General features: G+C 60.9%; 16 protein-coding genes. 8 read left to right on the forward strand and 8 right to left on the reverse strand.

All coding sequences use genetic code 11. From position 1 onward, the window contains the following. Positions 1 to 180 precede the first annotated feature (180 nt). A complete protein-coding gene (locus tag BLT77_RS20260; protein ID WP_176819240.1) occupies positions 181 to 330 on the forward strand; it encodes a hypothetical protein in 150 nt (49 codons plus the stop codon). 53 nt (positions 331 to 383) lie between these two features. Here the strand turns inward: BLT77_RS20260 and BLT77_RS08425 are convergent, their stop codons facing one another. From BLT77_RS08425 to BLT77_RS08435, 3 genes are all read right to left on the reverse strand, one after another. Continuing rightward, on the reverse strand, positions 384 to 1,028 hold the full coding sequence (locus BLT77_RS08425) for an MBL fold metallo-hydrolase (protein WP_090364691.1): 645 nt from the start codon (positions 1,026 to 1,028) through the stop codon (positions 384 to 386). Between the two features lie 190 nt (positions 1,029 to 1,218). After that, on the reverse strand, positions 1,219 to 1,866 hold the full coding sequence (locus BLT77_RS08430; protein ID WP_090364693.1) for an MBL fold metallo-hydrolase: 648 nt from the start codon (positions 1,864 to 1,866) through the stop codon (positions 1,219 to 1,221). A gap of 125 nt (positions 1,867 to 1,991) precedes the next feature. Further along, on the reverse strand, positions 1,992 to 3,734 hold the full coding sequence (locus BLT77_RS08435) for a formate--tetrahydrofolate ligase (protein ID WP_090364695.1): 1,743 nt from the start codon (positions 3,732 to 3,734) through the stop codon (positions 1,992 to 1,994). A gap of 270 nt (positions 3,735 to 4,004) precedes the next feature. Here BLT77_RS08435 and BLT77_RS08440 point away from each other — a divergent pair, with 270 nt between their 5' ends. Then, positions 4,005 to 4,685 carry a lysoplasmalogenase family protein gene (locus BLT77_RS08440; protein WP_143026588.1) on the forward strand — a complete coding sequence of 227 codons (681 nt, stop codon included), beginning with the start codon at positions 4,005 to 4,007 and terminating at the stop codon, positions 4,683 to 4,685. Here the strand turns inward: BLT77_RS08440 and miaE are convergent. Next, a complete protein-coding gene (gene miaE / locus BLT77_RS08445) occupies positions 4,570 to 5,358 on the reverse strand; it encodes a tRNA isopentenyl-2-thiomethyl-A-37 hydroxylase MiaE (RefSeq protein WP_090364697.1) in 789 nt (262 codons plus the stop codon). The genes BLT77_RS08440 and miaE overlap by 116 nt on opposite strands. 163 nt (positions 5,359 to 5,521) lie before the next feature. On the opposite strand from miaE, the gene BLT77_RS08450 reads away from it, so the two are divergent. The 6 genes from BLT77_RS08450 to BLT77_RS20655 all read left to right on the forward strand — a co-directional run bounded on the left by BLT77_RS08450 (position 5,522) and on the right by BLT77_RS20655 (position 13,428). Beyond that, entirely contained in the window at positions 5,522 to 6,418 is an 897-nt protein-coding gene (locus tag BLT77_RS08450) for a LysR family transcriptional regulator (protein ID WP_090364699.1), read from the forward strand. Positions 6,419 to 6,584: 166 nt separating this feature from the next. Next, positions 6,585 to 7,478 (forward strand): LysR family transcriptional regulator, encoded by an 894-nt coding sequence (locus BLT77_RS08455; protein WP_090364701.1) that lies wholly within the window; start codon positions 6,585 to 6,587, stop codon positions 7,476 to 7,478. An 82-nt stretch (positions 7,479 to 7,560) separates the two neighbouring features. Then, positions 7,561 to 8,661 carry an efflux RND transporter periplasmic adaptor subunit gene (locus BLT77_RS08460; RefSeq protein WP_176819241.1) on the forward strand — a complete coding sequence of 367 codons (1,101 nt, stop codon included), beginning with the start codon at positions 7,561 to 7,563 and terminating at the stop codon, positions 8,659 to 8,661. A 14-nt stretch (positions 8,662 to 8,675) separates the two neighbouring features. Continuing rightward, on the forward strand, positions 8,676 to 11,726 hold the full coding sequence (locus tag BLT77_RS08465) for an efflux RND transporter permease subunit (protein ID WP_090364704.1): 3,051 nt from the start codon (positions 8,676 to 8,678) through the stop codon (positions 11,724 to 11,726). Then, the gene (locus BLT77_RS08470; protein ID WP_176819242.1) at positions 11,719 to 13,164 is read left to right on the forward strand and encodes an efflux transporter outer membrane subunit; all 1,446 of its coding nucleotides are present in this window, start codon (positions 11,719 to 11,721) and stop codon (positions 13,162 to 13,164) included. Before BLT77_RS08465 ends, BLT77_RS08470 begins: the two co-directional genes overlap by 8 nt. Positions 13,165 to 13,242: 78 nt before the next feature. Continuing rightward, the gene (locus BLT77_RS20655) at positions 13,243 to 13,428 is read left to right on the forward strand and encodes a DUF2897 family protein (protein ID WP_090364707.1); all 186 of its coding nucleotides are present in this window, start codon (positions 13,243 to 13,245) and stop codon (positions 13,426 to 13,428) included. Here BLT77_RS20655 and BLT77_RS08480 read toward each other — a convergent pair. The 4 genes from BLT77_RS08480 to BLT77_RS08495 all read right to left on the reverse strand — a co-directional run bounded on the left by BLT77_RS08480 (position 13,364) and on the right by BLT77_RS08495 (position 21,468). Continuing rightward, entirely contained in the window at positions 13,364 to 14,923 is a 1,560-nt protein-coding gene (locus tag BLT77_RS08480; RefSeq protein ID WP_090364709.1) for a Calx-beta domain-containing protein, read from the reverse strand. The two genes, BLT77_RS20655 and BLT77_RS08480, sit on opposite strands and share 65 nt — an antisense overlap. Before the next feature lie 190 nt (positions 14,924 to 15,113). Continuing rightward, positions 15,114 to 18,242 (reverse strand): efflux RND transporter permease subunit, encoded by a 3,129-nt coding sequence (locus tag BLT77_RS08485; RefSeq protein ID WP_090364711.1) that lies wholly within the window; start codon positions 18,240 to 18,242, stop codon positions 15,114 to 15,116. Beyond that, complete coding sequence (locus BLT77_RS08490; RefSeq protein ID WP_090364713.1) at positions 18,242 to 19,315, reverse strand: efflux RND transporter periplasmic adaptor subunit; 1,074 nt, start codon at positions 19,313 to 19,315, stop codon at positions 18,242 to 18,244. Before BLT77_RS08490 ends, BLT77_RS08485 begins: the two co-directional genes overlap by 1 nt. Positions 19,316 to 19,557: 242 nt before the next feature. Then, positions 19,558 to 21,468, reverse strand: coding sequence for a methyl-accepting chemotaxis protein (locus BLT77_RS08495; RefSeq protein ID WP_090364715.1), 1,911 nt, complete (start codon positions 21,466 to 21,468; stop codon positions 19,558 to 19,560). Positions 21,469 to 21,481 lie beyond the last annotated feature (13 nt).

Here is a 21,481-nt window from a genome sequence, read left to right on the forward strand (position 1 = left end):
GATTGCCTGGCCATCCGGGCTACGCCATACTCCCTCCCGAATCGAAACAGACCGATCTGACACGGATCAGCGTCACGGCGGCCCGCCCCTGATTGGGTCAGCGCCGACGCTCCGATCGGCCCACGCTCCGCGCTCCCAAAGGACACGAGAGTCGCCAGCTCTGATACCCAGGAGACTGACATGACCGATTTAATCAGCCCGGTGCTGTTCGACAGCCCCAATGCCCTGCTGGTGGCCCAGATCATGTTGACCGCCGGCCTGCCCTTTCTGGCCTACGTGCTCTATGACATCGTCAATACCGAACACCAACCCAAGCTCTGGCAACAGTAGCCCACAAAAAAACCGGCCCTGAGGCCGGTTTTTTTGTCTCTGGCCGAGCCCGCTCAGCCCAGCACACTGTCCGCCACATAGGGGTTAAGCTGGCGTTCACGGCCGATGGTGGAGTTTGCCCCGTGCCCGGGCACAAACTCGGTCTCATTCCCCAGGGGCCACAACTTGCCGGTGATGGAGGCCAGCAACTGCGCCTGGTTGCCGCCTTCAAAGTCGGTCCGGCCAACGGAACTGGCAAAAATCAGGTCGCCCACAAACACCAGTCCGGCATCAGGTTGATGAAACACCACATGACCGGGCGTGTGGCCGGGCGTATGCAGCACCTCAAACCTCAGCTCGCCGACACTCAGCTGATCGCCATCATTAAGATAGCGATCCGGCACAAAGTTGGAGTGCACCGGAAACCCGTAGGTTCTCGCTTCCTGCTCCAGGTCATCCAGCAGAAACTGGTCATCCCGGTGCGGCCCTATCACCGCCACTCCGAGTCGCTCCGCCAGCACTTTGGCTGCCCCGGCATGATCGATATGACCATGGGTCAGCCACACCTGGGTCACCGTCAGTCCATTGGCTTCAACAGCGTTGATGATGTCACTCTGATCGCCGCCGGGATCGATAATGGCAGCCTGCAGCGTTTTGCGGCACCACAACAGGGTGCAGTTAGTCCGGTACGGGGTCACCGGTACGACCTGATACTTCATGAGGGTTCCATGGAATGATGTGTCAAAGCGCCCAGCCTAACACGCTGGCAGCGTGATTCGGCTCAGCGACCCCGGTCAGCGACCCCTGGTTTGATCTCGGGCAAATGAGGCGGGTTCATTGAACAGAGTTTAAGCGCCAGCCACAAAAAAGCCGGCTCCTGGCCGGCTCTCATCGACGAAGGGTACAGACTCAGCCTGCCAGCACGGCGTCCGCCACAAAGGGGTTGGAGCGACGCTCGGCACCAAAGGTGGAGTTGGGACCATGCCCGGGCACAAACTCGGTCGCATCCCCCAGAGGCCACAGCTTCTGAGTAATAGAGGCGATCAGGTCTCCATGGTTGGACATGGGAAAATCGGTACGACCGATGGAGCCGCTGAACAGCACATCGCCCACAAAGGCGGTACCGCTGTCGGCCTCGTAAAACACCACATGGCCCGGGGTATGTCCCGGAGTGTGCAGCACATTCAGGGTCAGGTTGCCCACGGCTTCCGCCTGACCATCCTCCAGATAGCGATCCGGCTGAAACGCCTGGGTCAGGGCCAGGCCAAACATCTGTGCCTGCTGTGGCAGTTGATCCAGCCAGAACTGATCGGCCTTATGGGGACCAACCAGAGGAACCTGCAGCTTATCCGCCAGCATCCGTGAGGCTCCGGCATGATCGATGTGCGCATGGGTCAGCAGCACCTTCTCGACCTCAATGCCCAGGGAGGCGATGGCGGCTTCAACCAACTCAATATCGCCACCCGGATCGATCACCGCCCCTTTGTTGGTCTGGGAACACCACACCAGGGAACAGTTTTGCTGAAACGGGGTAACAGGAACAATCTGGTATTTCATAACTACACAAACTCGACGAAATCAGTCTCTTTAGAGTATCACAGCCAACGCTGATTGCGGTGGCTATGTTGTCTACCCGGGCAGTAACACGGCGCCCCGGCAATCCGGCGCACCGTCGCCACAGCCTACTCGTCGATGCCGACGATGTTGCCGTCCTCATCGATATCGATGCTGAGATAGGCCGGCTTTTCCGGCAAGCCCGGCATGGTCATCACATTGCCGGTCAGGACATAGATAAAGCCGGCACCGGCGCACAAACGCAGACCACGAACCGGTACCACAAAATCGGTGGGCACCCCTTTCAGGGCCGGGTCATGGCTGATGGACAGTGGCGTTTTTGCCATGCACACCGGCAAATCACCGTAACCCAGCTCGGTCAGGCGCTCGATGTCGGCCTTGGCCTGCTCGGACAACTCGATGCCGCTGCCGCCGTAGGCGACTTCCGCCATGGTCAGCAACTTATGCTCCAGAGGCTGCTCACATTGATACAGGGGCGCAAACTGGGCCGGTTGGCTCAGTGCGGCCATCACCGCCTGTGCCAGTTCGATGGCCCCTTCGCCGCCTTTGGCAAAGGCTTCGGACAACGCCACCTGGGCGCCGGCCTCTTTGACCTTGTCGGCCAGCCACTGCAGCTCGGCATCGCTGTCATCGGGGAAGCGGTTCAGCGCCACTACCACCGGTACCCCGTAGCGTGCGGCATTGTCGATGTGCCATTTCAGGTTGGCAAAGCCGCCGGCCAGGGCCTCGGCATCTTCGTTGAAGATCGACTCCGGCAGCGGCTGCCCCGGACGCAGGTCGTAGCGGCCCGAGTTGGCCTTGAGGCCACGCAGGGTCGCCACCACCACCGCCGCATCCGGTCCACGCCCCGCGGCCCGGGCCTTGATGTTGCACGCCTTTTCAAAGCCCATGTCGGAGCCGAATCCGGCTTCGGTCACCACCACATCCGCCAGCCCAAGGGCCATACGATCGGCAATGATGGAGGAGTTTCCGTGGGCAATGTTGGCAAACGGGCCGGCGTGCACCAGAGTCGGCACTCCTTCCAGCGACTGCATCAGTGTCGGCTGGGCGGCATCGCGCAAGATCGCCGCCATCGCCCCGGCGACACCGATGTCTTCGGCGGTAACCGGCTGGCCGGTTTTGCTGTAGGCCAGCACCACCCGGCCCAGGCGGGCGCGCAGGTCTTTGAGATCGCTGGCCAGGGCCAGAATGGCCATCAGCTCCGACGCCGCAGAGATGTCAAAGCCGGACTCACGCTCGATGCCATTGATGGTCTTGCCAGGCTCATTCTGGCCAATAGTGATTTTACGCAGGGCGCGGTCGTTCATGTCGACCACCCGCCCCCACACCACGGAGTCGGCCTGTAGCCCCAGGGGCGTCATTCCGGTTTTGGCTTCGAACGCCTCACCATGGCGCAGTTCGTGATACAAACGGGCATCGATGGCCGCCGCCGCCAGGTTATGGGCAGCGGTGACCGCATGGATGTCACCGGTCAGGTGCAGATTCAACTCCTCCATGGGAGCCACCTGGCTGTAACCGCCGCCGGCGGCACCGCCTTTTACACCAAACACCGGGCCCATGCTGGGCTGGCGAATGCAGGCCATCACCTTCTTGCCAATGGCTTTCAGCCCCTGAGACAGGCCGATGGTGGTGACCGTTTTGCCTTCGCCTAACGGAGTGGGGGTAATGGCCGTCACCAGCACCAACTTGCCCTGTGGCGCGTTGCTGGCACGGTTAAGCAGTGAATAACTCAGTTTGGCTTTGTATTGCCCCTGGGGGATCAGTTCTTGTGGCTGAATGCCAGCGGCGGCCGCAACGTCAGTGATTGCGGATAAACAAGCGGATTGAGAGATGGCAATGTCTGATTTCATTATTATTTTCCGGGTACCACGCTAGAATCGCGGACATTGTACTGGATCAATGACCAATTTCAGACAGTTTTAGGATAAAAAGTATGTTCCACTTCAATCGCCTACATCGAGTCGCCCGCTGCGAGAAATTAGCTTTAAAATCATAAGGTAACAACATAAATGTCGTCACTTTCACAGACTGCAGCACTGTCACCCTATCGCAACAGTGACTTGGAACTTACTGAAAAATATGTCAAAAAAGAGTAAACCTGATAACTCTCAAGGAATGGAATGAATCAGTCCCGCTGGTTGCTGACCGGCGCCTTCGCCTGCGCCGTCGCCTACACCCTGACGGAGGCGTGGCGCCCCTACCCGTTCAGCTACCTGCTCAAAGCGCTGCCGGCGCTGCTTCTGGCCGTCTACTGCCATGGACAGCTTCCCCGCCGCGACAGTGCGCCCTGGGCCATTGCATTACTGGCCGCGGCCATCGGTGATATTTTTCTGGACTTTGGCCACTACTCCCACCTGCACCCGGGACTGGCCGCCTTTGCTGTCACTCAGCTAGGGTTGTGCTGGCTGTTTTGGCGCCGTCCCGCCATCCGGCCACCCTGGCAGTGGCTGGGAATGCCGGTGGGAACAGTGATCTTCCTGTGGCTGCTGTGGCCCTTCTTCGATTGGCGTGCGCCCTTTATCGGCCTCTACAGCCTGCTGCTGACCGCCATGGTCATGGGGGCGCTGCGTGCCAACCTCAATCCCGCCACCCAGGCCGGCGCAGTGCTATTCCTGCTGTCCGACAGCCTCATCGCCTTCGACACCTTCTACTGGCATAGCCAACCGGGCATGAGCGCCATTTTCATCAGCTACTTTGCTGCACTGGGGCTGCTGGTGACCGGCTGGGTATCGGCACACCGGAATGAAACCGGAACTGAACGTCCGCCGACTCGATCAACCGGCGCTCCTGCGCACCGATGATCTCGATACGGGGCTCGATGGGCTCCGGACTGATCAACTGTGCCAACGTCAGATAGTCCTGAAAGTGGCGCGCCTCGGATCGCAGCAACGACAGGTAGAAACGCTGCAGCTCCCCGTCCAGATGCGGTGCCAGAGCCGCAAAACGCTCGCAGGAACGGGCTTCGATGTAGGCACCGATGATCAATTTATCCACCAGCGCCTGGGGCTCAAAGGTGCGCACCTCGTTTAACAATCCGGCGGCATAGCGCGACGCGGACAGCGGACGCACCGCGATGCCCCTGGACTGCATCAGACTGTGCACCTGGTTAAAGTGATGCAGCTCCTCCTTGATGAGTCTGACCATTTTGTCCAGCAGGGCCCTGGACCAGGAAGAGCCCTGTCGAAGCGTCAACTCAGACAGGCTGAGTTCCGGACGGGGCAACCGGGCCAGCCGCTGCGGCTGATACACGGTGGCCGAGTAGGGAGCGAGGCAGGCATGCAGCCGCTGACTGCTGCTTTCGTCCAGCACATAACGGCGCAGCAACCAGGCCGCCGACTGCGCGGCCTTCAATTCGCACAACAGATGATCCTGCAGGATCACCGCCTGATGCTCGGGTTGACGGGCCAGCTCAATCCAGGCTGCCGGGGTGGCACAACACAAAAACTGCCGAACCGGCAAAAGCAACGACTCCATAGTACTCCCTGGCCAGGTAATCCCTGCCCCATGGTACCGACTGTTCCCCGTAAGACAAGGCGAACGACACCGCGGATACGCGCAAGCGGATTTCTGCACCGGCGTTCAGTAACCCATAAGAAATCAATGGTATAATTTAGAGTTCTACAGGGAGAAACGCCTCATGAAAACCGAAGACCTAAGCCTGTTCCACCTGGTGGCCGACTGCCAGAGCTTTACTCAGGCAGCCTCCATCTCCGATCTGCCGGTGGCCAACGTCAGCCGTCGCATCAAGGCGCTGGAGCAGGATTTGGGCTTTATGTTGTTTCAGCGCACCACCCGCCAACTGCGAATCACCGAGGCCGGCGATCAGTTCTATCAACGCACCCGCCCCCTGCTCAATGAGTTGAATAACACCCTGCAGGAGCTGCAGGGAGCCCAACAGGAACTCAAGGGTCGCCTTCGGATTCAGATGTTTGCCGACTCCAATCTGATATTGCCCTTACTGCAGCAATACCAGCAACGTCACCCCGGGGTGACCTTTGACATCGTGGTATCCGACCGGGAGTTGGATCTGGTGGAAAACGGCTTTGACCTCGGCATGCGGCTGGGCAAACAACGGGACTCCAGCCAGGTGGCCCGGCAGGCCGGTACCCTGCGCCGGCTGGTGGTCGCATCCCCGGACTATCTGGCCAGGCATGGACGACCGGAGCGCCCGGAGGCGCTGAGTCAACGCAACTGCGTGTTATTCCGTATGCCCAACGGCCAGTTGGACGACGACTGGCAGGTGGACCCCCACAACCGGGTCAAGGTTCAGGGTGACTTTATCGTCAATCAACAATCGATGCTCAGCGATCTGATTCTCAGCGGCCATGGCATCGGCTTTCTCCCCAACCTGATCGCCCTCCCCTTAATACAGGAGGGTAAACTGGAGCAGTTGTTTGAAGGGGACCCCAGCTTTGGCGAGGCGATCTGGCTGATCTACTCCAGTCGGCAACTGCAGACACGACTGCTGAAGGATTTCATCGAGTTCATTCTGACCGCCACCAAAAACGACCCGACACTTTATCATATTTTGTAAAAGTGATTCTGGAGAGAGAGGGTTTATGCCCGGGCCCCCAGGTCTTACCATGGCCATCATCCCGGGTCGTGTTTCATCAACCCCCATGCACTCTCCCTGCATAGATTGGCGTTGACGGCCCGGGATCCCGCCCGTTCGGGCCCAATGTGCCGATTCAGGGGTGGCCATGAAACTCGAAGATCTGCAGCTGTTCCAACTGGTGGCGGACAGCCGCAGCTTTACCCAGGCAGCACAGATTGCCAACCTGCCCATCGCCACCGTCAGCCGCCGCATCAAACAGTTGGAGTCAGGCATCGGCTTAGCCCTGTTTGTGCGCACCACCCGCAAACTGAAGATTACCGAAGCCGGCCGCCAGCTGTACCAGAGCTCATTGCCGATGGTCGCGGGCATCAACGACGCCATCGCCGAACTCAAAGGCGTATCGCAGGCTCCCAAAGGCAGGCTGCGGGTTCAACTGTTTCCCGACACCAATCTGCTGCCGCTGCTGCTGCAGTTTCAACACCGCCATCCCGGAGTACAATTTGATATCGTCATCTCCGACCGGGAGTTAGACCTGAGCGAAAACGGCGTTGATCTGGCCATTCGTATCGGCAACCAGCCGCGCTCCAACCAGGTTGTCCACAGGCTGGGCACCATGAAACGCCTGGTGGTGGCCAGCCCCGGCTACCTGACGCAGCGGGGCCGTCCCGCCTCAAGCGCAGAGCTATCCGGTCACACCTGCATTATTTATCGCCTGCCCGGTGGCCTGCTGGACGACCACTGGCACACCCGCGGTAACCCGGTCACCCGGGTTCGGGGGGACATCACCATTAACCAGTACTCGATGCTGGTGGATCTGTTGCTGTCCGGACAGGGCATCGGCTACCTGCCAAGCCTGATGGCCCAACCGCTCATCGAGGCCGGCCGCCTGGTACCGCTGTTTGACCACGACCCGCGCAGTAACGAGCCCCTGTGGCTGGTGTATTCCACTCGGCCGCTGCACCGTCGCCTACTGGCGGATTTCATTGACTATCTGCTCAATGAGCGACAGCAACCCCGCTCACTTTATCAATTTTCGTAAAAGTCATTCTCTTTGGCGGCGGTTCATCGACACCCTGTCGCTCTTTACACTGCCCCCAATATTCCCAATCAAAGACACCACTATGAAATCCCATTCCTCTCCGATGCTCCTCAGCAGCCTGGCATTGAGCCTGATCCTGGCCGGCTGCAGCAACGACGACCCACACTACGCCGATAAAACGCCTCGCCCCATCAGGGCGATCACTCTGGCTGCGTCCCAGCAACAGGAGGCGCTGACCCTGCCCGCCATGCTGGTTCCCGTCGACACCGCCGAACTGGCGTTTCGGGTGGCCGGTCCGGTGGCGGCCATCGGAGTCAGGGAGGGGGACAGTGTGACTCAGGGGCAACCCCTGATGCGGCTGGACCCCCATGATTTTGATGTGCAAATCACCGAGTATCAGGCCCGCCTGAAGGAAGCCAAGGCTCAGGCCCGCCAGGCCAGACAGGAGCGAAAGCGAGTGCTTACTGCCAATGCCGAAGACGCCATTGCCCGGGTCGAACTGGATCGCGCCAACACCGCCGTCGAGCGCACCGACGCTTCGGTCACCGTGGTGGAGCAACGGTTGCAGATGATGCGCGATGCCAAACGCTACAGTGTACTCAATGCGCCGTTCGACGGCATTGTCGCCAGCATCACCATCGAGCCGCACGAACAGGCGATACCCGCATCGCCGGTACTGACCCTGCATGGGCTCAGTGGCTACGAGGTGCAGATGGACGTGCCCGAACAGATCGCCCAGCGGCTGGCGCCGGGTCAAGAGGTTCGTTTCACCGCCACCGGTCAGGGGGAGTCGCTGAGTGCGTCAATCCATGAGATTCGCCGCTCTGCCAACCTGCTGTCCCGCAGCTTCCGCGTCACCGCGCGCCTGGCAGCCCAACCGCAACACGGCTGGCCGGAACAAACCGGGTTGCTGCAGCTGTCGCTGCCCATCACCAACCACAGCGGCTATCTGGTGCCCAGCAGTGCGGTACAGAGTGACGGGCCAAGCCGGTATGTGGCGGTCATTCAACAGCAGATCCTGAAACGAATTCCGGTAACCGTAACCGGTCTGGACGGGGAACAGGTTCGGGTCCAGGGCGCATTGAGCCAGGGGGATCAACTGGTGATCGCCGGCGCGGCCTATTTTGGCGACGGTGCCCCCGTCGGCCAGGTGCTGCTGGATGACCAGCAGGCACAGTTGTGACAGGAGTGCCAACGATGAATCCGGCCACCCTCACCATCAACAAACGTTTCTTTGCCAGCTTCCTCACCACCCTGTTGTGCTTACTCGGCCTGTACGGCTACAGCGCCATGGGCAAGCTGGAAGACCCGGCATTTACCGTCAAAACCGCCGCCGTGGTCACCCTCTACCCCGGTGCCAGCGCCGAGGAGGTGGAGTCCAGGGTCACCGACGTCATGGAGCGCAAGCTGCAACAGATGGGCAAGCTGTGGAAGCTGCGCTCGGTCAGCCGCCCGGGTCAGTCGATGATCTTCGTCGAGCTGATTGAAACCACCACCGGTACCGAGTTGCCCCAGCACTGGGATCTGCTGCGACGAAAAGTCAACGACGTGAAACTGGAACTGCCCCTGGAAGCTCAGGTGTCGGTGGTGATCGACGAGTTTTCCGAAGTCTACGGCATGCTGTTTGCCGTCAGCGGCGACGGCATTCCCGCCCGGGAGCTGAACCACTACGCCCGCCAGCTGCAGCGGCAGTTAAAAGCCGTAAACGGCGTCAACAAGGTGCTGCTGCAGGGGCTGATGGAACGTGCCATCTTCATCGAAATCGATGAAGCCAAACTGGCCAAGTTCCGCCTAACGCCGGTGCAACTGTTTGATCAGTTGCAAAGCCAGAACCTGGTCAGCCACCCCGGACAGATGACCCTGGGGTACGAGCGGATCCGCATCACCCAGACTGATACCCTGGACTCCGTCGACGCATTGCGAAACCTGACCCTTCGGGGCGGAGCCGGGCCCGTGGGCGACGACCGTTTCCGCCTTGGCGATGTAGCCAGGGTGCATGAGGCGGACCGCGACACCCCGCTGTCAATGAGCCGCTACAACGGCCAGGCCGCGGTCACCGTTGCCGTTAACCCGCAAAACGGCATCAATGTGGTTGCCATCGGCGACACGCTGAAACAGGCCATCGCCGACTTTGAGGCCAGAATGCCCGCCGGCGTCAACGTCAATACCATCGTTTTCCAGCCGGACGAAGTACAGAAGTCGGTCAACAACTTTGTCGGCAACCTGCTGAGCTCCATCGCCATTGTGGTGCTGGTGCTGTGGCTGTTTATGGGTTGGCGCAGTGCCAGCATTGTCGGCGCCAGCCTGGGAATCACCCTGTTACTGACCTTGGTGTACATGAAGATAGGGGCGGTGGATCTGCACCGGGTGTCGGTGGGGGCCTTTATTCTGGCTCTGGGCATGCTGGTGGACAACGCCATCGTCATCACCGACCTGTTTATCGCCAAGCTTCGCGCCGGCATCAATCGGGATCGGGCCGCCGCCGAGGCGGTCAAAGAGACCGCCATTCCGCTGCTGGCCGCCACCCTGATTGCCATTGCCGCCACCACACCGGTGTTGTTCAGCCAGACTTCGGCGGCGGAGTTCGCCATTGACCTGTTTAAGGTGATGGCCTCGTCACTGATGCTCAGCTGGATCGTGGCGGTCACCATCACCCCGCTGCTGTGCTGGCAGTTCTACCGGCCCGCCGACGATGCGCAGTCCGAGCCCGCCTGGCAGCGCCAGTCGCGCCGGTTGATCACCTTGATTCTCAATCACCGCAAGCGCACTCTGACCGTGGTTGCCGTAACCCTGGTGGCCACCGGCCTGCTCAGTACCCAGATTCTGGTGAACTTCATGCCGGGTTCTGATCGGGCCATCACCTTTGTCGACTACTGGCTGCCCCAGGGGGGCGACCTGCAGCACACCGCCGCCGACATGGCCAAGATCGAACACTGGCTGCTGCAACAGCCGGAGGTGACGCACATTGCCAGCTTCATCGGTGGCGGCGCCCCTCGGTTCACCGTCACCTATGAACCAGAGCCAAACGATCCCGCCTATGGCCAGATTTTGGTCAGCCTGCAGCACTTCGATCAGATTCCGGAACTGCGCCGCCGGGGCAACGCCTTCCTCAAGGCTGAGTTTCCCCAGGCCGAACCGCGGTTTCGGCCGCTGAAACTGGCCACGGTGGACAAATTCAATATCGAAGCCCGCTTTTCGGGGGCCAACCCGCGAGTGCTGCGGCAACTGGCCGCCGAGGCCAAAGCGATTATGCAGGCTCACCCCAACCTTCAGTACGTTCGCGATGACTGGCGCCAGCCCAGCAAGGTGCTGATCCCGGAGTTTAACCAGGACAACGCCCGCCTGGCCGGCGTTACCCGCAACGACGTCAACCTGGCATTGGCCCGTGCCACCGACGGCCTGCTGGTGGCCAACCTGTATCAGGGCCGGGATCGGCTGCCGGTGCTGCTGCGCCAGCCATCGGCCGAGCGCAACGACTTCAGCACCCTGTTGACCCTGCCGGTCAAACCCCTGATGGGGGGCCACTCGGTGCCCATGGGACAGGTGGTAGACCGCTTTGACCTCGGCTTTGAAGAGGGGCAGATCTGGCGCCGCGACCGGGTTCGCACCATGACGGTTCAGGCCGATGTCGAAGGGATGTATGCCTCCCAGGCCCGTCAGCAGATCGCCGCCGCCATCGAAGCCATCGCACTGCCGCAGGGTTACACCATGACCTGGGGCGGCGAGTTTTACGATGAAGACCGATCCGTCAAAGACATCTTCGCTCAACTGCCCAAAGCCGGGGTGATGATGCTGATCCTGATGGTGGCCATGTTCAACGGCCTGCGTCAGCCCCTGGTGATTGTGATGACCATTCCTTTGGCATTGATGGGAGTGATCCCCCTGCTGCTGGTGGCCAATATGCCCTTTGGCTTTATGGCCCTGGTGGGCGTCATTGCCCTGTCGGGGATGATCATCAAGAACGGCATCGTACTGATGGATCAGATCAATATGGAGATCGCCAACGGCCGCAGCGCCTTCGATGCGTTGGTGGAGGCAGCGGTCAACCGAACCCTGGCCATCAGCATGGCGGCCCTGACCACCGTGCTGGGAATGATCCCGCTGTGGTGGGACCCGCTGTTCGGCCCCATGGCTGCGACCATCATCGGCGGCTTGTCGGTGGCCACCTTCCTGACCCTGCTGATTATGCCGGTTTTCTATGCGGTGCTGTATCGGGTACCCGCACAACAGGAGCAACACAATGCGTAACCTGATTCCCCTCTCTCTGGCGCTGCTGCTCAGTGGCTGCGCCGTCGGTCCGGATTATCTCGGACCGGACACCAGCACCGGCCAACCGGAAAACTGGCAGACGTCGGCCCACACCCGTTCCGCCGATGTCGAACTGGGCTGGTGGCAACAATTCAACGACCCGATGCTCAACCAGTTGGTAGCTCAGGCGCTGACCCAGAACCTGAATGTGCTGGCTGCCCAGGAGCGGGTAAAACTGGCGGACAGCTACCGCCAGGCGGTATCGGCCACCTCACTGCCGCAGATCGGCATCGGTGGCGGCTTCATTGCCGGCATGCTCAGCGAACAGGGGCCGGTCGGCGGGCCGCTGCGCAATCCTTCACTGGGCGGCCAGCCCCTGGGTATACCTCTGGCCGACCGTCACTTTCAGGCGTCCTACCTTGGCGTGAGTGCCGCCTGGGAACCGGATCTGTTTGGTAAAACCGCCAGACTGGTGGAAGCTACCCAGGCCCGGGCCGATCAGGTCGCCATCGTCGCCGACGGCACGCGCATGCTGGTGGTCAGCGCTGTGGCCAACAACTATCTGCAGCTGCGCAGCGCCCAGCAGCAAAAACAGATTCTGCTCAGCCAACAGCAGGATCTGCAGGCCCTGGAGCTGCGAGTGGCGAGCCTCTATGACAGCGGCCTGACCTCGGGGATTGAGCCAGCGCAGATCCGGGCCCAGCAGGCTCAACTGCAAGCGGCTCTGCCTCAGTTTGACAGCGTCATCGATGCTCATAGCCGCCGGCTGGCCATCTTAACCGGCCAGCCTTCGTCTGCCCTGCTGACCAGCCTGGCCACGCCACAGCCTCTGCCGCAAGTAAACGGTGTGATTCCGGTGGGCCTCCCCTCGGAGCTGTTGCAGCGGCGACCGGACATTCGATTTGCCGAACGGCAGATGAAGGTGGCCAATGCCGAGCTGGGGGTCGCCATCGCCAATCAGTATCCCAGTTTCTATCTGACCGGTGCCCCCGGCGTCGCCGCCAGTGATTTTGGTGATCTGTTTGCCAGTGGCAGCAGCGCCTGGAGCTTTGGCGCCGGGGTCAACTGGAGCCTGTTTGACGGAGGGCTGCGTGATGCGTTGGAGGCCGTGGCGCAATCCCAGGTCGACATCGCCGCCCTGGAATACCAGCGCACCCTGCTGACCGCCTTTGGTGAGGTGGAAACACTGCTTAATGCCTACGGTAACAGCCAGGCGCACCTGCAGTCGCTGTCCCGGGCCCAGGCACAGATCGGGGCGGCGGTGACACGCACCGACGCCCTGGCCGACAGCGGCCTGGCCAGTGGCATCGATCGTCTTCAGGCAAGGGGGGCGCGTCACCAGGCGGATCTGCAGCTGTTGCAGGCCCAGACCCGGCACGCCCAACTGGTGGTGACCCTGTACAAATCTCTGGGGGGACGCTGGCCTCAAGTTGACTGATGCTGCCAGGGTGCCCGCCCTTCCCGGCGGGCACCACTGTGATACACTTGAGTCAAGATCCCCAGACACAGAGTTCTCATGGAAAACTGGCAAGCATGGCTTCTGATCGCCTTGATTCTCGGCATCATCGTAAGCAACATCATGGTCATCAAACACACCGCTAACTTTAAGATGCCACAGTTTGGAAAGCCCAACCTTCCTAAGCCCGAGTCAAAGCCCGAGTCAAAGCCCGACACCGAATCCGACGATAAAAAACAAGGGTAAGCCAGGCACTCAGGCTCCACCATCCCATGGCTCCACCGCCACCACCGCCGGAATCCGGTACCGAGCTGGCCGCCAGCTCGATTCGAGCCTCACTCTGCTGGCCTTCGGCCGAGGTCAGCCTGAGCAACAGAGCGCGATCCTGATCAGCGCTGAAGGTGGTCACACTGACGCTGCTTGACACCTCGCCCTCGGCAAAGGTCAACGAGGTGTCCAGTGGCACATAATCCCGCCCCGCCACCGCAGTCTGGGCGATGGTCTGTAACCGCACCGTCAGGGTTCCACGACTGCCGCCTACCCGGGACAGCCCCACCACCACGGTGTCACCGGCCGAAGCCTGGTAGCGGCTTTGGGAAAATACGATACTTCCCGGGCCACCAGTGGCATCGCCGTCCGCCAAAGCCACCACCAGACTGCTCTGGCTGCCGATGGCACTGCCCGACGGCCACAGCAGTTCTAACTCCAACTCTCTGTTAACGCTGATGCCATCCACCGAGGTGGCCAGCTCCAGCTCCACCTCCTCCACTCCGGCCTCAAAGGTCAGCGCCAGCAATGGCGGCCCCTGGTAGCCGCTGCCACTGACCCGCACCACCGCGGCGGCGACCTGGGTCACGTCGGTTCGGCGCACCGGCACCGAAACCACACTGCCCTCATCGGCCTCCAACCTGGAGGCAACAAACCCCAGGCTGCCCCGCTCCGCCAGCGGCTGGGCCTGGTCGGCGATAAAATCGGCGGATTCATTCAGGGTCCGGCCATTGTCTGCAGTCGCCGCATCGCCACAGCCAAAAGGCGATGTCACCCCTGGAGAGGAGAAGCTTGCCAGGGTGCCGCTACTGACAAAGGACCACATCAGGGTGCGGCCAAAACCACAATCGATGGCATGACTGTAGGCAAACAACCCGTTGGCATCGCCCTCATGACCCGCACCGAAGTTATGCCCCAGCTCATGACTGAACACCGCATTACGAATGGAGTCAGCAAAGCCCTGATAGGACACCACCGATGTCTGGCCGGGCAGAAATGCGACGCCGGCGGCATCGTCCATGGCCGGCACCAGCAGCATGGCCAGATCGGCGCCATAGTAACGATTCAGCGCCGCCTGAACCTGGGGATCGTCTTCGAACAGGTTCAGCAAGCTGGCCGCCTGGGTCGACATCGGCACCGTCGGTGCCGGCAACAACGCCCGCAGCCGCAGTTCCAGCCGAGCCCCCGACGTGGCAAACGCCTGATTGGTAGCCACTACCCCCTGCTGAGCCATCGACAGCATCTGCGCATAACCCAGGCGAGGCGTCGCCCAGGCAGGGGTAAACACCAGCAGGTCCACCTGCCGCTGGCCGGCGGCCGCCACAGAGGGAGTCAGAGCGAGATCCGCCTGCCGATAACTTTGCAGCCGCAGGCGAAACGCCTCATTGACCACCGCATCGCCCATCAGCGGCACCGGTGTTGCCATCACCGCCGGCACCAGCATCGCTAACAAAGCCATCAGCCACTGTTTCATCACTTCTCCTTCGCGCCCAAACCGTCACCCTCTGGGGCACCCATTAATAAGGCTAGACCAGAGAGGAATAAACACGGCGGCTAAAACCAAGCAAAGTGATAAGCGGTTCGAACCGGCAAGGGGGAAGAGTTTCGACTGTCAAAAAAAACGCCACCTTCGCGGTGGCGTTTCACATCCCTTTAAAACGCGACTAGCGGTTGCCGCGTCGTTTCAGCAGGTAGACATCGTCGTCCGCCAGTTCACTGTCCAGCTGCCGGGCCACAAACTCCGGCGACTGGGTGTAGCGCGCCAGCAGGTTGTACACCACCGGGATCACCAGCAGGGTGAAGAAGGTGGCCACCAGAATGCCGGTCAACACCACCACCCCAATCACAAAACGGGTTTCCGAGCCAGCTCCGGAGGCCAATACCAGGGGAATCGCCCCCGCCGCGGTGGTAATCCCGGTCATCAGAATCGGCCGCAACCGCTGCACCGAGGCGTCGATGATCGCCTGCTCGAACTTCACCCCTTTGTCCCGCAGCTGATTGGCAAACTCAACGATCAGAATGCCGTTTTTGGCCGCCAAGCCTACCAGCATGATGATGCCAATCTCAGAGTAGATGTTGAGACTCTGATCGGTGAAATACAGCCCCAACAAGGCGCCAAAGGTCGCCAGCGGCACCGTCAGCATGATCACCAGCGGGTGGATGTAGCTTTCAAACTGGGCCGCCAGCACCAGGAACACCACCACTAGCGCCAACGCAAACACAAACACCACCGCCTCGCCCGACTCCTCATAGTCCTGGGAGGCGCCCTTGTAGCTGACGACCGCATCGATGGGCAACAGCTCATTCACCAGACCATTGAGGTACGCCAGGGCTTCCCCCTGGGTGTAACCATCGGCCAGGTTCGACTCGATGGTGATGGCCCGCATGCGGTTGTAGCGATTCAGCCTCGGCGCATCGGCGTACTCCTCCACCGTCACCAGGTTGGCCAGGGGGATCAGCTCGCCGGTTGAACCGGAACGCACGTACAGGTTACTCATGTCGGCGGCAGTGTTCTGGTTGTCCCGCTGCCCTTCGATAATAACGTCGTACTCCTTGCCCTGCTGCTCAAAGGTGGTCACCACCCGCGAGCCCAGCATCGATTCCAGGGTGCGGCCGATGGTGCTCACCGACACGCCGAGGTCACCGGCCCGATCCCGGTCGATCACCACCCTAAGTTGCGGCTTGGTCTCCTTATAATCGTGATCCAGGCCGATAAGATTGGGGTTGTTCTTGGCCTCGGACAGAATCAGGTCCCGCCACTGGGCCAGCTGCTCATAGCTGCCGCCGCCAATCACAAACTGCACCGGCTTGCCCACTCCCCGGCCAAAGGCCTGACGCATGATGGGAAACGCCCGCACACCGCTGAGATCCGACAAACGGCTGCGAATGTCGGCCATGATCTCAAACGCACTGCGACGGCTGCCCCAATCCTCCAGGTTGATGATGGCCATGCCTCCGGAGAAATCGGCGATGCTGCCCCAGCCACGAGGAGCCCGAATCAGCAGCCGTTTAATTTCACCGGCTTCCACCAACGGCATCAGCCGGTGCTCAATCTCATCCATGTAGTCTTTCATAAAGGTGTAGCTGGCACCCTGGGGACCGTTGATGAACACAAACATCGAACCCCGGTCCTCCTTAGGCGCAAACTCCGACGGCACCTTGGAAAACAGAAAACCGCTGCCCGCCATGGCCACCACGATGATGGTCACCACCAACAACGGGTGTTTCAGCCACTGCTCCAGCGACCGGCGATAGCGATCCTTGGCCGCTTCCACCGCCTGATCGACCTTTTTCACCAGCCAGGGCTCCTGATCCGCCGGTTGCAGCAGCTTGGAACACATCATCGGACTGAGGGTCAGCGCCACCAGCGAGGAAAACGCCACCGCCGCACTCATGGCGATGGAGAACTCCCGGAACAGTTTCCCCAGATCTCCCTCAAGGAAACCGATGGGCATAAACACCGAGATCAACACCAGGGTGGTGGCCACCACCGCAAACGCCACCTGGCGGCCGCCGAGAAACGCCGCTTTCAGGGGCGACTCCCCCTCCTCCACCCGGCGGTGAATGTTCTCCAGCATTACGATGGCGTCATCCACCACCATGCCGATGGCCAGGATCAACGCCAGCAAGGTCAGCAGGTTGATGGAAAAATCCAGCGCATAGAGCACCACAAAGGTGGCCAGCAGCGACACCGGCACCGTGACAGCCGGAATCAGCATCGCTCGCACACTGCCCAGAAACAGGTAGATCACCACGATCACCAGCAACATGGCGATGCCCAGGGTGGTGTACACCTCATCGATGGAGGCCTGCACAAACACCGACGCATCGTAGGAGCGCTTGATGGCCATTCCATCCGGCAGCGTCTGGTTCAGCTCCGCCACCAGTTTGTGGACCGCCCGGGCCACCTCCAGCGTGTTGGCGGTGGACTGACGGCTGACGCCCAGGCCGATCATCGATTCGGTGTTGCCTCGAAAGGCGATGCGCTCCTCCTCCGCCGCCAGCTCCACGTGGGCGACGTCGGCCAGGCGGATCAGATAGCCGTCATCACCGCGGCCCACCACCAGTTTGGCAAAGTCTTCCGGCGCGATGAAACTGCGCTGAACCCGCACCGAAAAGTGGCGATTCTCAGACTCGATGCTGCCGGCGGGCAACTCGACGTTGTCCGCCCTTAGCGCAGTCTCGATGTCCGCCACCGTCAGACTGCGGGCCGCCAGCGCCTGGCGATCCACCCAGATTCGAATGGCGTACACCTTGCCGCCCCCCACGCGGATGTTGGCCACGCCGTCGATGACACTCAGCCGATCCACCAGGTAGCGACGGGCGTAATCGGTCAGCTGCAGGGTGTCCATTCGCTCCGACTGCAGGTTAAGCCACATGATCACTTCCGAGGAGCCGGAGGCCTTCTGCACCTCCGGAGGATCCGCTTCGTCCGGCAGGTTGTTGAGCAGACCGGAGACCCGATCGCGAACGTCGTTGGCCGCCGCATCGATGTCGCGCTCGATGTTGAACTCCAGCGTCACCGACGAGCGTCCGTCGCGGCTGGAGGAGGTGATGTTTTTTATCCCCTCGATGCCGGCAATGCGATCTTCGATGATCTGGGTAATCCGGGTTTCCACCACCGCCGCCGAGGCACCGCGGTAGTTGGTGGAGATGTCCACCACCGGCGGATCGATGTTGGGGTACTCCCGCAATGGCAACTTATCGAAGGAGACCAGGCCGAAGGCGATCAACAACAGGCTGATCACCGAAGCGAATACCGGCCGCTTGACCGACAGATCCGTCAACACCATCAGCTTGCTCCCTGGACGCTGAAGCGCTCACTGGTTCGGGTCTTCACCTCCTGGCCCGGACGCACCTTCATAATGCCCCGGGTAACCACCTGCTCACCGCTGTCGACGCCGGAGAGGATCTCCACCTTACCGCGGACTCGCAGGCCAACCTCAACTTCACGCTGTTCAATTTTGTTGTCGGCATTGACCACAAACAGATAGTGGCGTTGCTGCAGCGGAATGATCGCCTCCTCCGGCACCACCAGCGTGTCCCGTTGCTCGGTGATCAACGTCAGGGTCATCAACATCCCCGGCCGCAGCGCCAAATCATGGTTATCGATGTTGGCCCGCACCACCACCGCCCGGGTAACCGGGTCGATGCGGCTGTCGATGCTGGCCACGGCGCCGGTAAACACCCGCCCGGGGAAGGCGGCGGCGGTGGCTTCCACCTCACGGCCCTTTTTCAGCCGCGACAGAAACCGCTCCGACACCGGAAAGTCCAGCTTGACCACATCGATGTCATCCAGGGTGGTCACTTCGGTTCCCGGAGTCACCAAGGCGCCGGGACTGACCTCCCGAAACCCCAGCACCCCCTTAAAGGGGCTGCGCAGATAGCGGGCATCCAGCTCCGCCTGATACTGCGCCAACGTCGCCCGGGCCACATCGATGGAGGTAGCCCGTTTATCCAACTCGGAGCTGGCGATGGTTTTGGCTTTGACCAAGCCTTTGATTCGGTTGTATTCGCGGTTCTGCTCTTGCAGGTTAGCCTTGGCGGCGCGCAACTTGGCCTGCTGCTCTCCGTCCCTTAGGGTCACCAACAGGGTGTCGGCCTCCACAATCTGACCGTCTTCAAAATGCACCGCTTCCACGGTCTCGGTGACTTTCACCGACAACACCACCGACTCGCGGGCCTTGACGGTTCCCAGGGCTTCCACTTCCCGCCGCATCGGCTCACGCACCACGTCGGTCACCACCACCGAAGGCATGCCACGTTTGCTGCGCTGGCCGGGATCCGCCTTGCCGCTTTCCTTGTAATACACGGCCGAGCCGAGTGCCAGGCTGAGCAGTACTCCGGCAACGATTGTTTTTTTCATTGTTATTTGGCCTAAGTTGAATGCTTGTTGTTGGTGCTAGGTAACACGCGCTTCATTAAGGGTAACAATCCCCCGCCCGATTCTCAGCTGCGGTTTGTGAAGCCGTTAACACTCTTTGGTAACGAACTGTGACAGAAAGGTAAATAACGGAGTGAGTGAACAGAAATGCAGCAAAAAGCCCACCGATGTGGGCTTTTTGCGATTCAGACTGAATAGGGAATCATACCCATGTCCGTCAGGGTTCAGATTTTAAAGCGCCCGACCAGCAACTCCAGATGGCCAGCCTGCTCGGACAATGCCTGACTGGCACTGGCCATTTCGGCTGCAGTCCGGGTATTGCGCTCGGTGCCATCATTGATGTTGGTCACATGATCGGTAATCTGGGTCACTACGCTGGACTGCTCTTCGGTGGCAGTGGCCACCTGAACGTTCAGATCGGCTATGGCCCGAATCTGCTCGGCAATCTGGGTCAGCGAATCGCTGGTGCGCTGGGCCGCCCGAGTGCCGTCGACGGCCTGTTGCCGACCGCTGGCCACCGCGTCCACCGCCCGACCGGCTTCACTCTGCAGGGTACCGATCATCTGTTGAATCTCTTCGGTGGACTCGTTGGTCCGCTGTGCCAGGTTGCGAACCTCATCGGCCACCACCGCAAAGCCACGCCCCTGCTCGCCGGCCCGGGCCGCCTCGATGGCCGCATTGAGAGCCAGCAGGTTGGTCTGCTCCGATACCGAGCGGATCACCTCCAGCACCGAGCCGATGTCATTGCTGTGCCGGGCAAGGGATTCAATCACCTCGCTGGCCCGCTCCATCTCTACCGCCATGGTGTTGATGGTGGCACTGGATTCATCCACCACCACCATGGCATCACCGGCTTCACGGTTGGCCTGTTCGGCCACATCGGCGGCCTGTGCTGCATTGCGGGCGATCTCGCCAATGGTCAACCCCATCTCTTCGATGGCCGACGCCGCCACAATGGTTTCATCGCGCTGTTTCTCGCTGTCTTGCCGCGTGGTCTGGGCGCTGGCCGAGACCTCTCCGGCGGCGGTGCGCAGCAGGCTGGAGGTTTCCGATACTTCGCCGATGGCCAACTGAATTTTACCGATAAAGCTGTTGAATCCGGCGCCGACCCGGGCCAGCTCTGAGCGGCCCTGATCGCTGAGGCGGTGGCGCAGATCCCCTTCGCCCTCTCCCATATCACGGAACACATCGGCCAGCTGGTTGATGGGACGGGACAGGGAGCGTGACAACACCACCCCCAGGGCTGAGCACGCCACCAGCACCACCAGTGCCCATAGCGCGATGGTATTGCGGGAGGCATTCAGTTCGGCATACAGCTCCGCCTTCGGCACTTCGGAGATCAGGTACCAACCCAGGCTGTCGACGTAACTGGAGGCGATGATGCGCTCGTCGTCTTCGACAAACCCAAACTCCTGCCGGTTGAGCAGCCGCTGCCAGTCGACATCGCCGTGTAAACCCGCCAGGCTCAGGGAGTTGTTGCCGGTTTTCTGCGGATGCACCATCACCTCGCCGTTGCCATCCACCAGATAGACGAACCCGGTTTTCTCAATCCGGAACCGATTCAGGTAGGTCAGCATGTCATCGAAGGAGCGGGAGATGCCGGCAAAGCCGCGGCCATCCAGCTGCTGGTAGTTGACAAACAGATCGGTGTTGCCTTCCGGATAGGTGTACAGGCTGGCCTGGCTGGCCTTGCCGCTGTCCCGGAACGCGTAAAACCAGCCATCGAGCTGATCACGCTGCAGACGCCGTAAATAACCCTGCTGGTTCCAGTAGTCTGCGGTCTGGCGGTCGCCAAAGCTGGCATTGCTGAGATCATACTCCTGGGCGATGCGGGCCAGGTAGGCCACCAGTTGCTGCTCGTCGAGGGCACCGGCGCCCTGCTCCAGCCCCTGTAGGGCAAATTCGTTACTGGCAATGCTGTAGGAGATGGCGTTCATCACGCTGATCTCGCGGTCGATGGCGTTGCGAATGCGCAGCGACAGGCTCGGCAGTTCGGACTGCTGCATGCGGGTCACCAGCAGTTTACGGGCCTCGAACTGGCTGATGGTGCCAATCACCACCGTGGAGGCCAGGACCGCCACGATCACAATCATCATCAGGCGTTTTTGAATGGTCAGGTTGTGCAGATTAAACATAGGCCGTTTCCGT

The organism is Ferrimonas sediminum, from assembly GCF_900100175.1.
GTDB lineage: Bacteria > Pseudomonadota > Gammaproteobacteria > Enterobacterales > Shewanellaceae > Ferrimonas > Ferrimonas sediminum.

Excerpts from the sequence above, each read along its gene's own strand:
- BLT77_RS08480 (WP_090364709.1), bottom strand. The coding sequence starts at position 14,923 with ATGAAACAGTGGCTGATGGCTTTGTTAGCGATGCTGGTGCCGGCGGTG.
- BLT77_RS08455 (WP_090364701.1), top strand. The coding sequence starts at position 6,585 with ATGAAACTCGAAGATCTGCAGCTGTTCCAACTGGTGGCGGACAGCCGC.
- BLT77_RS08425 (WP_090364691.1), bottom strand. The coding sequence starts at position 1,028 with ATGAAGTATCAGGTCGTACCGGTGACCCCGTACCGGACTAACTGCACC.
- BLT77_RS08460 (WP_176819241.1), top strand. The coding sequence starts at position 7,561 with ATGAAATCCCATTCCTCTCCGATGCTCCTCAGCAGCCTGGCATTGAGC.
- BLT77_RS08470 (WP_176819242.1), top strand. The coding sequence starts at position 11,719 with ATGCGTAACCTGATTCCCCTCTCTCTGGCGCTGCTGCTCAGTGGCTGC.
- BLT77_RS08450 (WP_090364699.1), top strand. The coding sequence starts at position 5,522 with ATGAAAACCGAAGACCTAAGCCTGTTCCACCTGGTGGCCGACTGCCAG.
- BLT77_RS08435 (WP_090364695.1), bottom strand. The coding sequence starts at position 3,734 with ATGAAATCAGACATTGCCATCTCTCAATCCGCTTGTTTATCCGCAATC.
- BLT77_RS20655 (WP_090364707.1), top strand. The coding sequence starts at position 13,243 with ATGGAAAACTGGCAAGCATGGCTTCTGATCGCCTTGATTCTCGGCATC.
- miaE (WP_090364697.1), bottom strand. The coding sequence starts at position 5,358 with ATGGAGTCGTTGCTTTTGCCGGTTCGGCAGTTTTTGTGTTGTGCCACC.
- BLT77_RS08430 (WP_090364693.1), bottom strand. The coding sequence starts at position 1,866 with ATGAAATACCAGATTGTTCCTGTTACCCCGTTTCAGCAAAACTGTTCC.
- BLT77_RS08485 (WP_090364711.1), bottom strand. The coding sequence starts at position 18,242 with ATGGTGTTGACGGATCTGTCGGTCAAGCGGCCGGTATTCGCTTCGGTG.
- BLT77_RS08465 (WP_090364704.1), top strand. The coding sequence starts at position 8,676 with ATGAATCCGGCCACCCTCACCATCAACAAACGTTTCTTTGCCAGCTTC.
- BLT77_RS08495 (WP_090364715.1), bottom strand. The coding sequence starts at position 21,468 with ATGTTTAATCTGCACAACCTGACCATTCAAAAACGCCTGATGATGATT.
- BLT77_RS20260 (WP_176819240.1), top strand. The coding sequence starts at position 181 with ATGACCGATTTAATCAGCCCGGTGCTGTTCGACAGCCCCAATGCCCTG.
- BLT77_RS08440 (WP_143026588.1), top strand. The coding sequence starts at position 4,005 with ATGAATCAGTCCCGCTGGTTGCTGACCGGCGCCTTCGCCTGCGCCGTC.
- BLT77_RS08490 (WP_090364713.1), bottom strand. The coding sequence starts at position 19,315 with ATGAAAAAAACAATCGTTGCCGGAGTACTGCTCAGCCTGGCACTCGGC.